Genomic DNA, 16434 nt, shown 5'->3' with positions numbered 1-16434 from the left:
TTTAGGCATACTGATGCTTTTAAGGCATCAGAGTTTTTATGGACAGAAACTTGCAATTCCTTGCGCCACTGAACGGAATCAATGAAAAACGTTTGCGTTATTTCTATACGGTGATGATGTTTGGCTCGATGCGCAAAGCGGCAGATATCCTGAATATTGAACAGTCTGCCATGAGCCGACAAATTCAACTCTTTGAATCAGAATTAAAAATAAACCTGTTCAAACGCAAGGGTCGGCATATTATTCCGACTGAAGCTGCCTATCTGGTACTTGAGTATTTTAAGGAAAATAAAAATCGTGAAAATGAATTATTTGACAGTTTATTTCAGCTGCAATCCTCTCAACTCGGCAAAGTGAACATTGTTTCAAGTGAAAGTTATATGCAACATATGATTTATGATGTACTTCGACATGTGCATCATAAATATCCAAATCTTGAAATCCAGTTAGAATTAATGAGTGCCCAGCATGTGGTACGACATATCGTGGACAGCCTGGCGCATATTGGACTGGCGTATAACCCTTCATTTCATACAGACATCAGCACCATTGCTCATAAGACAGAACCTTTTATTCTGGCTGTTCCTGCCGGTCATCCTCTTGCCAAGCTCAAACATCGCATTTGTCTTTCCGAAATTTCAGCCTATAAATTTGCTTTAATGCCCGTAGGGCACGGTTTCCGTCAGTTACTCGACAGTGAAATGGTGCGCTTACAAGTGAACCTGAATATTGGCCTGACCACCAATTCTATTTATGCCTTAAAAAATTATGTGGTGGCTGGACATGGGATTTCGGCCATGCGCTATGCAGATATCGCAGATGCAGTAAAAGAAGGTCAGGCCGTCGCCTTAACTATTGATTCCGAACTGTGCAACACAGCTCAAACCCAACTGATGGTCCGTAAAAACACCCATTTGTCAGAGTCGAAGCATTTATTGATTGAGCGTATTCGTTCTAGTTTTGATTTGATCTTTTAGATAATTTGATTTTTTAAATTGCTTATAAAATTTAGGCAATAAAAAAGCCACTTATATAAGTGGCTGATTTATAACAATAATTTTGGTGGAGGTGGCGTCAATTGAACTCAAACATTAACTACCTAATTTCAAATATATTTTAATGAATAAAAAAATTCATTGACCCAATTTTGACCCAAATTAGATTTAGTGTATTGATTCACTTTCAAATCTTGTTCAAATCCAAATTCAGGATTTGAAATGGCACACTGAATTATACTAATATTAAGCGCACTATAAAATATTATGTTATAACATATTGTTTTTTGATGTATTATTCGTTTAGACATATACAGGGACAAGGCAATGTTTGAAATCATTGATGATTTAAAAAATAAATTAGATCAATATCATTCAGTTTATTAAAAGGGTAATACAATTTAATGACGAGTAGAGTCCGTAGTATGAAGGGCTTTTTAAGCGGTATCTGTGCATCTCTATATGCTCTCACAATAAGCCAACCATTCAGATTAAGAAATCATTGGCTTAAATGGGTTTAGGGTTATAGATCCTAGATATCGTTATTTTAGGCTGTTTATTACCAATATACGATGCATTAAAAATATTTTCTGTTACTTCCAATTTTTAAGCTTAGATGTCTGTCCAATACCGACATTAAAACTGTTGGTTGGATCAAGTTTTTCATAATGATTTTTCAGCGCAGGCTTAGCCACATATAAATGTCCAACATTATGCTCTGCTGGATACTCAGCGCCACGGCTATCTAACAAACGCCACATTGCATGTTCCATAGCTAAAGGATCAACATCTTTTTTAACAATGTAATCTTGGTGGAATACATGACATAAAAAATGTCCATAATACAGTTTATGTAAAATCTGCTCATCCATTTCTTTAGGTAAAGTTTCTACCCATTCACGATCATTACGGCGAAGTGCGATATCCAATGCAACAATATCTTCAACTTCTGATCGGTGCGTATCTCGATAACGAATTGCAGCACCTGCGACCGCAAAACGATGTAAAAATGCTTTCCGCCCTTCATCTTGATCACAAAGGAAATAATCACCAGTTTCGTGATGATCAAAGTAGCTTTCTAAAAATGCCTCTACTGCAGCAACATCTTGATCTTCAATACGTAGTACCAAATGATGCTCATATAAATTTCGAAATGCATTCATACGCTTCGGCAAGTGTGACGGTAGAAATTTTGTCAGCAATTGCAGAAATTTATCAGAAAGACCTCGCATTTTCATTTTTTCAAGATAACCATCTATTTTATCTTTCATCGCAAACGCAGCAGGCACTTTGGCTGTACCGAACTTCTCGATAAACATAAAAGTATCCTTACCATATTCAGCACCAATGTCATAAGCAACACGATGAATATACTCACCAGCAATAGGAATACGCGGCAAATCTTTCAGTAAAAAACGACGGATTCTGGTTAAATCTTCTTGGTGATTACTCCCCACATAAAACACTTGGCTTGAAATTCTCTCAAACGTATCTAAACGCACTGCAAACACACAGACTTTACCCGCTGAGCCCGATGCTTCGAATAAACGGGATGGATCAGCATTAAAACGTGCCGGCGTGTTTTCATCAATTTTCGCCACATCTTTAATATAATGATGGTCTGATGCACAGCACTGACTCTCATTTTCGATGTCGGCAATTTGATATTTTTGTTGTTCCAAATTCGATAAGATTTCCTCAGAAGAATGACCCAAATTCACACCTAAATGATTGACTAATTCAAGCGAGCCTTGATCATTCACTCTCGCATATAATGCAAGTTCTGTGTACGCAGGCCCACGACGCACCAATGCTCCACCAGAATTATTACATACGCCGCCTAAAACTGAAGCACCGATACAAGATGAACCAATGACTGAATGAGGTTCACGATTAAAAACTGCTAATTCTTTTTCTAAACGATCCAAAGTCGCACCTGGTAAACAAATGACTTGCTTACCTTCATTGATTACTTGAATGCCCCTTAGACGACGGGTACTCATTAATAATACTGGACGATCATAATCATCGCCAAATGGAGTTGAGCCACCTGTGAGTCCTGTATTAGCGGCTTGCATGATTACGATACAACCAGCATCTACCGCTATTTCAAGCACTTTCCATTGTTCGACCAATGTCCCAGGAACAACGACAGCTAAGACGTTTCCTGTACCGTAACGGCGGCCTTGGCGATACAAACGAGTATCTTTGTCATCAGTCAGCACATTGTTTTTACCAACAATATCTATTAGTTTTTGAATAGTCTGTCGAGAAGAGGATTGAGTGTTTATCATTTTTAAGTCTTCTATTTTATAAATCCCCAAATAATATAATTCTCTCTCCTAGGTATCTTTTAAAACACGGCTTTAAAATTCAGCACAAGTGAAGATTAGAAGAGATTCTTTCTAAACTATCGAAGCCCCTTTTTCAAAAGGAAGCTTTGTTTACCTAAATTATTCGGATAAGAATCTCTTTTTTCAAAGGAAAGTTGGCAGAAATTTACTAATGTGAGTAATTAAATCGCTTACTCTTTCTCTAACTTGACCAGGCAATCCGATGTAATATCTGCAATGGTTCTTGCACCAGTCAATGTCATTGCCACACGCATTTCTTTCTCAATCAAATCTAGTAAATTACTTACCCCAGCACCGCCGGCAGCACCAAGTGCGTATACAAATGCACGACCAAGCATGCAAATATCTGCACCCATAGCCAACATACGTACTACATCAAGACCGTTACGAATCCCTGAATCTGCTAAAATTTTGATGTCACCTTTGACCGCACTTGCAATTGAAGGAAGCGCACGAGCAGAAGATAAAACACCATCAAGCTGGCGACCACCGTGATTGGAGACCACAATTCCATCTGCGCCAAAACGTACTGCATCCTTGGCATCTTCAGGATCTAAAATCCCCTTAATAACCATGGGACCCTCCCAATAATCACGAATCCACTCAAGATCTTTCCAAGAAATTGAAGGGTCAAAGTTATTGCCCAGCCAACCGATATAATCTTCCAGACCTGTCGGCTTACCTAAATATTTCGAAATGTTACCTAAATCATGCGGACGACCCAATAAACCCACATTCCAAGCCCAGTGTGGGTGCATACACGATTGCATATAACGACGCATTGCAGCATTTTTACCACTCATTCCTGAATGTGCATCACGGTAACGCGCACCTGGAACGGGCATATCGACTGTGAATACTAAGGTAGAACAACCTGCGGCTTTAGCACGTTCCAAGGCATTTTTCATAAATCCACGGTCACGTAGTACATACAGTTGAAACCACATTGGACGTTGAATCGCAGGTGCCACTTCTTCAATTGGACAAACTGAAACTGTTGATAAGGTAAATGGAATGCCCTTTTTATCTGCGGCAACCGCGGCTTGAACTTCACCACGACGCGCATACATACCTGTTAGACCTACAGGTGACAATGCCACTGGCAACGCCAAATTTTCACCAAACAATTGCGTTTCTAAGCTCAGCTCAGACATGTCATTTAACACACGTTGACGTAAAGCGATTTTTGATAAATCTTCTACATTACGCTTTAAGGTATATTCCGCATAGGCGCCACCATCGATGTATTCAAATAAAAATGGCGGTAAACGACGTTTCGCAGCTTCACGATAGTCATTTGCAGAAGAAATAATCATAACTTATGTCCTATTTAATCGACTCGAACGTTGACGACGAGCTTCTTCTTCATCGATCATACGTACGCGTTGAACAACAAATTCAATATGCCCACAAGCTGCCTTACGTGCAGTCTCTGAGTCTTGACGTTCAATTGCGTCCATCACCTCAAAGTGCTGGTCATGCAATTGTTCAAAATGTTGTGGTGTAGTGTAGACTTTACGTCGCCCTAACATCACGTTGTCTTGCAATAAATCAAACAAACTACGCATCATTTGGATCAGCACTAGATTGTGGGATGCTTCTGCAATCGCCAGATGAAACTTCGCATCCGCTATTGCTGCGTGTGCATCATCACCTAAGGCCTGAAAATGGCTAATCTGCTCAAAACACTGACGAATATTGATCAAATCACTGGGTGTGGCACGTTGTGCGGCATACCACGCTGTACCACCTTCAAGCACCATACGAGCTTCTTGTACATCAAAACGATATTCAGGATCTTGATCCATCAAACCGGATAATGGCTCAACGATTTGATGCTGTGACCAATGTGCAGGCAACTGCTTTAAATAGTTGCCTGCACCCGCTTTGCTCTGAATAATCCCTGCGGTAATCAGCTGTTGAATAGCCTCACGTAAAGAGCTACGAGACACACCCAACTGTTCACAGAGTTTGCGTTCGGCAGGCAATCGCTCTCCGACTTGCACATTATTTTTTTCAATCAATAGACGTAACCGCTGTACTACTTTGTCGGAGACTTTCATTTTTTTCCTTGACCCGTTTACGGAATCATCCACGGGAAAACATAAGCTTGTAAGGTCACAATAATACCAATCATCACCGTAAAGATAATGCTGTGTTTTACTGTAAATCTAAATAAATCAGATTCTTTACCAACTAAGCCCACTGCCGCACAAGCAATCGCAATTGATTGAGGAGAAATCATCTTACCTGTTACCCCACCACTGGTATTGGCAGCAACTAATAAGACTTCAGGCACACCGATTTGCTGTGCTGTAGTTGCTTGTAACGCTGAAAACAATGCGTTAGCTGAAGTATCTGAACCTGTAAGAAACACCCCAACCCAACCCAAGAATGGTGAGAAGAAGGTGAAAGCCTGCCCCGTATGTGCCAGTGCTAAAGCAAGCGTTGCTGACAGACCTGAATAGTTTGCAATGAAGGCAAAAGCCAACACCATACCAATCGAATAAATTGGTGTTTTTAGTTCATTCACGGTTTCAAAGAATGTCGAAACTGCCTCTTTAGGTTTCATTTTTAAATAAATAATCGTGATCAATGCCGCCAACATAATCGCCGTACCCGTTGCTGATAACCAATCAAACTTATAAATCGCATCATAATCTTTAATTTCAGGCACGACAGGCGGTAGCTTTTGAATCAATTGATGCAAATACGGCACTTTAATTGAAACTACTAAATCACTTAGTTCGCCGTCCTTAACAAATAAATCTTTAAAAGGTTTGATGCTCCAGACCGTCACCATTGCTGTAAGTATCAAAAATGGAGACCAGGCTTTGGCTATCTGCCCCACACTGTATTGCTTACGAACTTGCTCAACAATGGTTTCATCTACTTGTAAATCTTTATCCTGAAAACGAAAAATATGTTTTGGCTTCCAGTACTTAAGTAAGATTGTCAAACTAACCAATGCTGCAATTGCAGCAGTAATATCGGGTAACTCAGGACCAACAAAATTTGATGTCAAATATTGCGCTAAAGAGAAAGATAAGCTGGCAACTAAAATAGCAGGCCAAGTTTCTTTAACCCCACGCCAGCCATCCATGATTGCCATGATCCAGATCAATACAATTGGCACCATAAAGGGTAACTGACGACCCACCATTTGACTGATTTCCATGGTGTCAACACCTGAAACCTGCCCAGCGACAATGATCGGAATTCCCATTGCACCAAAAGCAACAGGTGCAGTGTTAACTATCAGGCATAGCCCAGCCGCATATAAAGGCTTAAAACCGAGTCCCACCAACAGTGCCGCAGTAATTGCGACGGGTGCACCAAAACCTGCCGCACCTTCTAAAAACGTACCAAAAGCAAACCCAACTAATAGCATTTGCAGACGTTGATCTTCTGTGATTGAAAGAATAGAGGAACGAATAACATCAAACTGCCCTGTTTTTACTGAAATCTTATATATAAAAACTGCACCGATAATAATCCATGCAATTGGCCACAGTCCGTAGAAGAATCCATAGACCATTGATGCCAATGCCATTCCGATTGGCATTTTGTATAAAAATAATGAGACCAGAAAGGCTAAAAAAACGGTAATTGTCGCGGCTACACTACCCTTCATACGAAAAATAGCCAATGCCAAAAAAAAGAAAACAATTGGAACTAGCGCTATTGCACTCGAAATCCAGATATTGCCCATGGGATCATAAATTTGTTGCCACTGTTGAAGCATTGTCTACTCCTTGAAATGCTTAACTACTAGATTGAACAGTTTATTATACTTATACACTAAATTGGTATGACCAATTTAGTAATTAAGAGATAAAATTTATATTTTATATTAGAAATATTAGCCTAAAAACGCAATAGACAAGCTTTAATTTATTTTTTTGGTATGACCAATTTTACAATCTATTAAAATCTTATACATTATTAAAAACTTAAGCAATACATGGTTTTGTTGCACAAACCTATTCTTGAAAGCTTATTCAGCAATATAATTCCCAAATGAATAAGCCTATACCTAAAATCTACCGGACAACGAAAGGCTAACCTACTACTTTTACAGTCAATACAAAATGTAATGATATATCACTACATTTCTGATCTTTATTTTTTCATGTATGATCAACTAAGACAAATTCAGGGATAAGGTAATGTTTGAAACTATCGATGATTTAAAGAAAAAATTAGATCAACATCGCCCCCTCTCTCATTCAATTGTAAAAAATTTACAAGAAGACCTTATTCTTCGCTGGACTTATCATTCAAATGCAATTGAAGGCAATACACTCACCCTGCTAGAAACAAAAGTAGTACTGGAGGGTATTACTGTTGGTGGAAAGGCATTAAGAGAACACTTCGAAGCGATCAACCATAGAAATGCAATTTACTATGTTGAAGATATTATTCGAAAAGAAGAACCTTTTTCTGAATGGCAAATTCGTAATATCCATCAACTCATTTTAAAGAATATTGATGATGATAATGCTGGACGTTATCGTCAACAAAACGTCCTGATATCAGGTGCTACCACTACCCCACCTGACTATACTTTGTTAAATGATAAGATGGCTCAATTGGTAGATTGGTATAATAGTGAAGCACATAAGCTTCATCCTATTGAACGTGCTGCTAAAGTACATGCGGATTTTGTAGGTATCCATCCCTTCATTGATGGTAATGGGCGTACATCACGCCTATTGATGAATCTAGAATTACTTAAAGCTGGTTATCCACCTTGTGTTATTACAGTAGAAAATCGTTTGGCTTACTATGAGGCTCTTGATCAGTGGATGGCTTACGGAAAAACCGAAGCCTTTATCAAGTTAGTCTCCGATGCAGTGCTAGAAGGATTTAAACCATATCAGGTGGTATTAGGTATTTAGCAAAGCTTGTACGGTAGCTCGGACAAAAATGAGACTGTAAATTAAATTGTGTAATTGCCTGAATTTGCTATGTTCATATTCACAACGGAGTCAGGCAACATGATGAACGAACAAAAACTAAAAGACCTTGCTGCAGAATTTGCTAAAGGAATCAAAACAGAAGAAGATCTCAATCAATTCACCCAATTGTTGACTAAACTCACTCAACATCATCCGACGGTTCCATCGAGTTCAGCCACTGCCAAAGCCATCAATTACAGCCTAAAACGTTGGGAAGTCTTAAGCCATTATCTGGATGATGGCAATCTACCTATTTGCAATAATTGGGTAGAGAACCAAATGCGTCCCTGGGCTTTGGGGCGTAAGAACTAGTTATTTGCAGGTTCGCTGCGCAGTGGTCAGCGAGCGGCGAACTTCATGACCCTGATTCAATCAGCAAAACTGAATGGGCTGGATCCGTATGCCTATTTAAGTGATGTACTGAAAAGGCTGCCGACACATAAAGTGACTCAAATAGAAGAATTACTGCCACACTGCTGGAAACCTGAACCGAATTAAAAAATAGGTATGGGGTTCAGCGAACGCTTACAAACAGCGTAATACGTCAGGCGATCAAAAAGCGTAAAGTCTTTCCAACGGATGATTCTGTACGTAAAGTGATTTACCTGGCAATTGATGCAGCGTCTAAAAAGTGGAATATGCCTATCTTGCGCAGCAGTGCTGCTCATGGCGTTTAGCTATGAGTCGCTTTATTATTGAATTCGGTGACCGCTTAAGCAATCACCTTTAATTTATGAAAAGCAATTACACAAAATTATTTACACGCTCCTTCCGTAGGCTAGAAATATAATTTCTAATTTTAGAACCTATTATTTTTAGGAAGGATTACCTAGGTTACATAGAGAAACCTAGATAAATAATAAGAGCAATTAATAATAGATTAATAATACTTATTCCTAAAGTCATCGTCTGCATTTTTTTATTTTTTGCCAATTGATCTTTAATGTTTTCATCAAATGCTTTTAATTCTGAAGCTTGCTGATCTAAACGATTTTGCTGAAACTCTTGCAGCTGATTGATATTGTTTTGCTGTTTATTTAATGACAGATCTGATGAAGACTTAATTTGTTCAATGAGTTGCAGTATAACAGCATCTTGTTTATTAGATATCTTTGTTTCAAAATCGATCAATAATGTTGAAATTAATTCAGATTGAGAATTTAAAGAGCTTATATGTTGATTAGATAAACTCTGTAATATTTTAAATAAAGTGGACCATTGATCTACTTGATATTTTTGTTGTTCTTTTAATTCACCTAAATTTTTTTTAAATTGTTCATCCACATGACTTAACACAGTAGTTTGTTGGTTTGAAAATGCAGTGGTGAGCTGTTGCCCTAGCTCATCTAATAAAGAATTTTTATTCTTTACAATGTTTAAATTTAAAAAATTAAAAGATTCACCAATTTTTTCAAAGCTTTGTTCTAACTTCTCAAAGTTATTTTTTTTAAAATCAAAAATTAACTCTTCTAATGTTTCAAGTTTATTCTGATTTTCATCACATTTATCTCCAATTAACTCATGAATGTCGTCAAAATTTTTCTTGATTTTAGTATTTTGAACTTTTATATCTTTTTCAATTTTATTAATTTTTTCACTAGAAAATTGAATATCAAACTTAATTTTTTCAATCTGTTTATTCACATTTTCATCTATAGGTTTATTAATATTTTGATGTATTAGTCCTATTAATGCATCCATTGATTTATCTACTTTAATATTTTCGTTCATTTCAGTTTTACTAAATTTTTGTAACATTACTATTTTACCCCTAACATCATTTCATCATATTGTGTTTCTAGTAACATTGAATACCATAAGCGATAAAACTTTTTGATAGGATCTCTTTCATTTAAAAAATCATTTTTGCACTGCAACCGTGCCTGCTCAAAGGAGATTTTCATAAAGTCTTCAAAAGATTTTCCATGTTGCTGTGCTGTGGTCATACGTGCAATAAAGTTTTGGTGACATATTTTTAAGTCACTTTTTTGTTGCTGTAACTTAAATAATTCGTCTTGTTTATTCTTTAAACCATATACAAGTTGTTTTAAGCGATTATCTAAGCTTTCATATTTGTTTTTAAGCTGGGCTCTTTGCTGATTTGTATAGTTTGTCAGTCGCGTGCATGCTTCTTGTGAAAATTTTTTCCCTTCTTTTATCAATGCAGTTTTTAACATTTGATAATCTTTTTTAAAATTACTTTCAGCCCAATAAAAATTTGTTAGGTAACCATTTAGCTTTTCATCATATACTTTAAAAGTTTCTACATCTAATTCTGGCGGCAAACCGAATGAAAAATTTAAATCTTCTTCATTTTTATCAAAATATTCTACAATCCCAAACCATCTTGATTTTGGATAACTAGTATATACCTTTGCTATCTTTTTCAGAGATGAAACAGACGTATCATCAGGAATTGTATAAAATTCATTAGCTAAATCCTCATACTGCATTTGAAACCAATCTAGTGAATATTCTTCTTGAATCATTCTAAAATATTCATCGTTTGATAGGCAATCAACTTGTTGTTGAGCTACATCTTCAATTTCTTGTTCAAATTTAGCCATTATAGTTCTCAAATCTCTTAATTCTTGGCTGAACTGTTCATCATTCTCATTAAATCTTTCCTTTTCTTCCTCTATACGTATTTTAGCAAGACGTTGTACATCAAAACCATTTTTAAATCGCGAATAAGGATTGGCAGCTTTGCATATTCCTTCATGTAATAATTTAAACGATTGCTGGTTAACGCTATCTATTAGCTCAAAATACTCAAGGTGTTTCTCTTGAATATTTGCTAAAGAATCTCCAAATTCGAGTGGGAAAATAATATCCCGACACTCTTGAGGAACTGGAAAATCATGGGTTTTTAATTGCTGGAAGATTCGATCTTTAAACGCATCTAAATTAAATGTATCTTGATTTTTTTTTATATAATCAATAACTGTCGCAGGTGAAAATGCACGAGTTAATATCACTCTAAAACGACTGGGTTGAGAAGTCCAATATTTAAATTGATCCAAGATAAGGCGGCTAGGATTTATAAAAGCTAAATCATCTGAACGTCCAACCAATAAAATTAAATCGGCATTGGCTGCATATTTTGTTGAAATCTGTTGTACATGATTTTGTTCATGTTCATTTTTTGCTTGAATACCTGGCAAATCCAGAATTCTAATATCTAGCATTCCCTCTGATTGATGAGCAAAATAGTATTGTGGAATATAGACATCTACAATATTTGTAGTATTAATTTGACCTTTTTCAACACTTGCTCGTAAATTTTTAAAATATTCTTCTACAGTTGAAACAGCAGTGTCTCTACCTTGTATATCATGAATATGCCATTGGTTATCTTCAGATTTACGGTAGCGAATAGGCATAATGGTCGCTGACTTACCAATTTCACGACCACCTCTCAGTAATGTGGAAACTTCTGACATATGAGCATCATCAATTCCCAATATTTTGAGAATTAATGATGTTTTTCCCACTTGTGTTGAGCCATATACAACGATAGTAATTTGATCAGATCGAGTTAAATCTACTTTTAACGCATCATCAACCTGATTAATAAAATTTTCATAGGCTGTTATCGCCCATTGATCACGTTGTTGATATAGCTCAAGCCAATCTTGATTGTTGTCCACCTAAATACCTTTGTAAGTTTTCTTGTGCATTCTTTGTTGCTGTTAGGCATCTTAAAACTGTATCACGTTTACCTAATGCCTGATCTAAACCATATGCTTTACGCAAGTTATCTCTTAAAACATCCCGAATATTTTCCATTACATCATCATATTGATCCAAAGAGTTTTGAATATTCATATCACCGTAATATTCCATCACTGTAGCAATATATTCTTTTTGATTAGCATGATAGCGTTGCACTTCTTTATGTGCTTGATACACTAAATATCCACCTACGATAACACCTGCGGCTGCCATAGAAGCAGTTGCACCTATACCTGCTGCGGCACCTCCGGCAGATATTGTGGCTGTACTAGAAACAGCTTGAATCAATGCCGGAATCGTATCAATTTGACCATCAATTGTTACATCTACTGCTAAAATAGCAGCTATTGTAGTAATGATTGGCTTCAGTGATTCATTGAATTTTGGTAATTCAGTGCTAACTGTTGTTGCGAAATTTTCAATTAATTTATCTCCACTCATTTTTTCAGAAATTTTGATGTCAGGGGTTGTTACAACCGCGACCTGCATCAGACGACCATATTCCATTACTAATGCAGGAACCAATGCGATAGCTTTCGATAAATCATTATTAAATTTAATATCGTTGTCTGTACTAATGACTGATGGAGAAAATAGTCGTTTTATTCCATCTTGTACCTCAGGTTTATCTAATACAGCGACCTTATTACTTTTATTTTCACCTAATAGAGCTGAGGTATTATTAATTAATCCTTGTTCGTTACGTGTAAATTCACTTGTAACATTTAATCCCAATTGATCCTTGGATAAATCTGATAGCGCTTTTACATTACTTTCGATGATGGTTCTTGGTTCTGATATTTTTGTATTTTGATTATCTCGCCACACACTTTGAATACGTTGCTTTGCCCGTCCTTGATGATCTTCCCCTAAATTGTTCCACCAGTTTTTAATACCTTCCTCATTATCAATATATTCTTTCTCTGTGAGTTTAATTGTTGCATGTACATACGAGTGAGTTTGTTTTGTTAATTCTTTATTATACTTACGTTTAAACTTATCTCGTGCTGTATCAAATTTTTCTAAAATTTCATTGATGTTTTTTTCTGCTTGACTGTTAGTACCAATAGAATCGACCTCTAATAATCCAGTTTGAGATAAAGAAATGATATCGTCTACTTTATCTGATAGTAAATAATCTAATTCAGCATATTTTGCTGCTTCAGATTGTTTAGAATTTAAGGTGGTAGTCATAATCGCGCACATTAATTCACTAGACCATCTTTTTTTATAATTATCATCATCAGCGCCTGTTAATACAATATTTACTTTTTGTTGTTCTGAAAATTCAAATGCTTCTGCTACCGTCTGTCTTAATTCAACACGCTTTTCATCCTTTAAATTTTCTGTTTTAGTCACGGCAACAATAGGTTGTCTATTTTCTAAATATTGACTACGCAAATCATCTAAAATACGTTTTTGTGTATTTTCAGCAATCCTTGTTTCATCCGTAACCAGTATACATCCTAAGGCATGTGTAAGGGTATGACGCATTAATTGTTGCCATTTTTGGTTTTCTCTTGTTTCCATTTCATAACCAGGTAATAAAACAAAACCAAAATTATTTTGCTTAAAATACTTCATTGGCACATACAATTTAGCTAATAAAATAGAGTTTTCGGCATTATAGTTTCTTAGAATCGTGTGCAATTCTTCCGAAGTGATTTTCCTTTCTTGTTCTCTATCATTATTATATTCGACAACCACAGCGTAAGGCTGAGTACATTCTTTATGTTCAATAATAAAAAGGGGTAATTGTTCGCCACGCCCCTCATTATCTGAAAGCCATTGATGATCCAAATCATACATTTCACGTATTAATCGGGTCTTTCCTGCACTTTGTGTACCAGCGATAGCAATATATTTTGTATCTGCTAGTTCTCTAGTAATACGTAACTTCCGATTAATCGATAATACTTGGTTTTTTATTTCTGTATATTTAGGCATACCAACTAAACTATTCATCAAATTAAAGAGTGCAAGTTCTAAGCGAGAAATGACATTTGATTCTGAGATGTTTTTCATTAATTTATTACCCTAGTTACAGTATACTTTCACAATAATTTTTAATTCATCCAATAAATTTTCTTGTAAATTCAGAGGACTTACAACCTTAATATAGGGAATCCAACAACTTATTAAAGATGGAATTTGGACTTCTGACACATAACGGCAACTTCCCATTAAGCTCCCTTTGTATTATTCCCCGTAAATGTGGACAGTTAACTTGCTAATTTGAACGATCTAAACTCCCGAAGGGATTTCATTTTTAGCCCACTATACGGCTAATTGCAATTGTAATCTTCAATCCAAATAGGCAAACATCTCATAACAGTTTGTGCATGGTAATCTTTCCATGAATAACTAGAGTTAACAGTGATGGTGACAAAACAACTCATAGTGAAAATTTAATTTAAACATGAAGTTAAAACAATATTACCCACTATCTATTACCCATATTTACCCATCAACCTCAGAAAGAGAATAGGCTGTGCATGAAGCACAGCCTGTAACCATCTATAAGAATTATAGACCTTTATAGAATTCCTTAATTTTTTGTGCCATGAGCTTACGACGCTCATTCAAAAATTCAGTATATTGATCAGCATCTAACTGGTTTAAATTACTTGGTATGCAATGAGTCTGTAAATTCAGGTCTAAACCTTCAATACTTTTCAGAGAAGTTATTTCATTCTTATCCAATTTAATTTCATTTTGGATTTTTTCCATATACACTTTTGGAGAAGCGTTTCCTAGTTTAATATTGATTGCTTGCTCTGTATAAACATAATTAGCTACTTGATTATATTCACTTTTCTTAAACCCATTTTTAGCTAAATAGTCTTTTGGAAAAACGTGATGTACATCCCCTCTTTGCTCTATTAAGCTTCGTACAGTTAAACTACCAGACAGGAAGGATTGCTCATTTGATTTGCATTGTGCTGCTAGATAACACAAGTATGCATTATTAACAGTACTTGAAGAATCCAGCTCATTTACCAAACGGTAATTCCAGAACCCATCATCTAAATCTGCTTGCTCGATTTGAGCTAAGTATCCTTCAATACCTTTTTCTAAGATTTGTTTACTATCACGCTCAATCGCTGATTCTGAAGATCCAGAATAACGCCCTGTCAGTAATGAAACCACATACCAGCGTTTTACAAGATTTTGAATTTGTGGCTCAGGCATTTTTGATGCTCTAAGCTGCAAATAAAGCGCATAAGCAAAATTCAAGCTAGTCTTTGAGCTAATAAGTTTTTTGTCAATAAATCCCGCTGATTGGATGATCGTTAGAAAACGTTGGTAATTTGTCTGGTTGAAGAAGTCTTCTAAACCTTGACGTAACTTGTGATAACTTTCTTCAGCAATACTTTGTATATTACGTCTATTTTCAAAATCGCGGCCAGAAAGTAACGCCACAAGATCACTAAATTTTCCACGATTAAATTGGCACGTGTATGCCACACGTAAAACATCTATATAGTTAGGTTGATACAAATCATCTTTGATATCAGCTATCCAACTAATTTTTTTATAGTCCTCCGTATCTGCAAAATTTTTATCATTTTGTTTAATGATTTTATTAAAACTACCATCTTTCAAAAGATGGCAAAAGTAATCAATCATTTTACGTAATCGATTTCCACCAAATTGCTCATCTGATGCAATCTTTGACATAACAAAGTCTGCATTACTGAGTACTACACCCTTTTGATTGATTCGTATAAAAATTTCAGTAACCGTGTCGATATCCAGAGATGAATCTAGTTCAATGATACCAATCTGACGATTTTTGATTGCTTTTAACTGCTCAAGCTTATCTTCAATGAAATCTTCATTTGCATCTGGATTCAATCCCATATATGCACGTCTAGCCTGAGATATTGAAATATCCCCATTTAAAATTGGGGCGATATTATTGACCCAGATTGGATTACGCTCGATAGCTGTGTTACATACTTCAAATAAGGGCTCATCATCTTTAGCAGTTGGGTTATACGCTATTCGAATATTAGTTTCTTTATAGTCCTTATCTAACACCAACTGCCCAACAACAGCAGCAGTCAATGCAGTAATACGTTGCTGTCCATCAATAAGTACCTTTTTTCCTGCGGATAAGGTTCCATCTTTAAGGCGAATATCCGGGTTACGCCATGTGATGATATAGCCGACAGGATAACCTTTATATAGCGAATCCATTAGATCCCGCACTTTACTACTCGACCAAACGAAAGGTCGCTGGATTTCAGGAATTGCGATTTCACCTGATTTTATCCAAGAGAGTAATGTATCAATTGGATGCTGATGTACTGAATATTTCGCCATTAAGACGCCCCTCAAAATATCTAAAACCAACAAAAAAAGGTCATTGGGTACTGATACCCA

The 16434-nt window shown here is 36.2% G+C and carries 10 protein-coding genes and 2 pseudogenes; 4 read left to right on the top strand and 8 right to left on the bottom strand.

Annotation, left to right across the window (positions count from 1 at the left end; genetic code table 11):
- Positions 1–50 precede the first annotated feature (50 nt).
- Entirely contained in the window at positions 51–977 is a 927-nt protein-coding gene (locus tag FTU87_RS06285) for a LysR family transcriptional regulator (RefSeq protein WP_257220461.1), read from the top strand.
- 611 nt (positions 978–1588) lie between these two features.
- Here FTU87_RS06285 and dld read toward each other — a convergent pair.
- From dld to lldP, 4 genes are all read right to left on the bottom strand, one after another.
- A complete protein-coding gene (dld, locus tag FTU87_RS06280; RefSeq protein ID WP_180096840.1) occupies positions 1589–3289 on the bottom strand; it encodes a D-lactate dehydrogenase in 1701 nt (566 codons plus the stop codon).
- Positions 3290–3519: 230 nt separating this feature from the next.
- Entirely contained in the window at positions 3520–4665 is a 1146-nt protein-coding gene (lldD, locus tag FTU87_RS06275; protein WP_004961411.1) for an FMN-dependent L-lactate dehydrogenase LldD, read from the bottom strand.
- A 3-nt stretch (positions 4666–4668) separates the two neighbouring features.
- A complete protein-coding gene (gene lldR / locus FTU87_RS06270; protein ID WP_005093795.1) occupies positions 4669–5412 on the bottom strand; it encodes a transcriptional regulator LldR in 744 nt (247 codons plus the stop codon).
- Between the two features lie 17 nt (positions 5413–5429).
- Positions 5430–7094, bottom strand: a complete 1665-nt coding sequence (gene lldP / locus FTU87_RS06265) for an L-lactate permease (RefSeq protein ID WP_180096839.1) — start codon at positions 7092–7094, stop codon at positions 5430–5432.
- Between the two features lie 424 nt (positions 7095–7518).
- Here lldP and FTU87_RS06260 point away from each other — a divergent pair, with 424 nt between their 5' ends.
- The 3 genes and pseudogenes from FTU87_RS06260 to FTU87_RS06250 form a co-directional block, all read left to right on the top strand.
- Positions 7519–8250 carry a Fic family protein gene (locus tag FTU87_RS06260; RefSeq protein ID WP_180096838.1) on the top strand — a complete coding sequence of 244 codons (732 nt, stop codon included), beginning with the start codon at positions 7519–7521 and terminating at the stop codon, positions 8248–8250.
- Between the two features lie 111 nt (positions 8251–8361).
- Positions 8362–8808, top strand: a pseudogene (locus FTU87_RS06255) (transposase); the annotation flags it as partial.
- 32 nt (positions 8809–8840) lie between these two features.
- Positions 8841–9040 (top strand): annotated as a pseudogene (locus FTU87_RS06250) (IS256 family transposase); the annotation flags it as partial.
- Positions 9041–9144: 104 nt separating this feature from the next.
- On the opposite strand, the gene FTU87_RS06245 reads toward FTU87_RS06250, so the two are convergent.
- From FTU87_RS06245 to FTU87_RS06230, 4 genes are all read right to left on the bottom strand, one after another.
- Positions 9145–10068 carry a hypothetical protein gene (locus tag FTU87_RS06245; protein WP_180096837.1) on the bottom strand — a complete coding sequence of 308 codons (924 nt, stop codon included), beginning with the start codon at positions 10066–10068 and terminating at the stop codon, positions 9145–9147.
- Between the two features lie 2 nt (positions 10069–10070).
- A complete protein-coding gene (locus FTU87_RS06240) occupies positions 10071–11960 on the bottom strand; it encodes a dynamin family protein (protein ID WP_180096836.1) in 1890 nt (629 codons plus the stop codon).
- Positions 11935–14070: a hypothetical protein gene (locus FTU87_RS06235; RefSeq protein ID WP_180096835.1), complete on the bottom strand. Its 2136-nt coding sequence runs from the start codon at positions 14068–14070 to the stop codon at positions 11935–11937. Before FTU87_RS06235 ends, FTU87_RS06240 begins: the two co-directional genes overlap by 26 nt.
- Before the next feature lie 501 nt (positions 14071–14571).
- On the bottom strand, positions 14572–16374 hold the full coding sequence (locus FTU87_RS06230; protein ID WP_180096834.1) for a DUF262 domain-containing protein: 1803 nt from the start codon (positions 16372–16374) through the stop codon (positions 14572–14574).
- Positions 16375–16434: the final 60 nt, after the last annotated feature.

Source organism: Acinetobacter sp. YH12156, from assembly GCF_013418235.1.
Taxonomy (GTDB): Bacteria; Pseudomonadota; Gammaproteobacteria; order Pseudomonadales; family Moraxellaceae; genus Acinetobacter; species Acinetobacter pseudolwoffii.
Note: the sequence above shows the minus strand (reverse complement) of the source record. Positions and strands in the feature narration are given on the sequence as shown.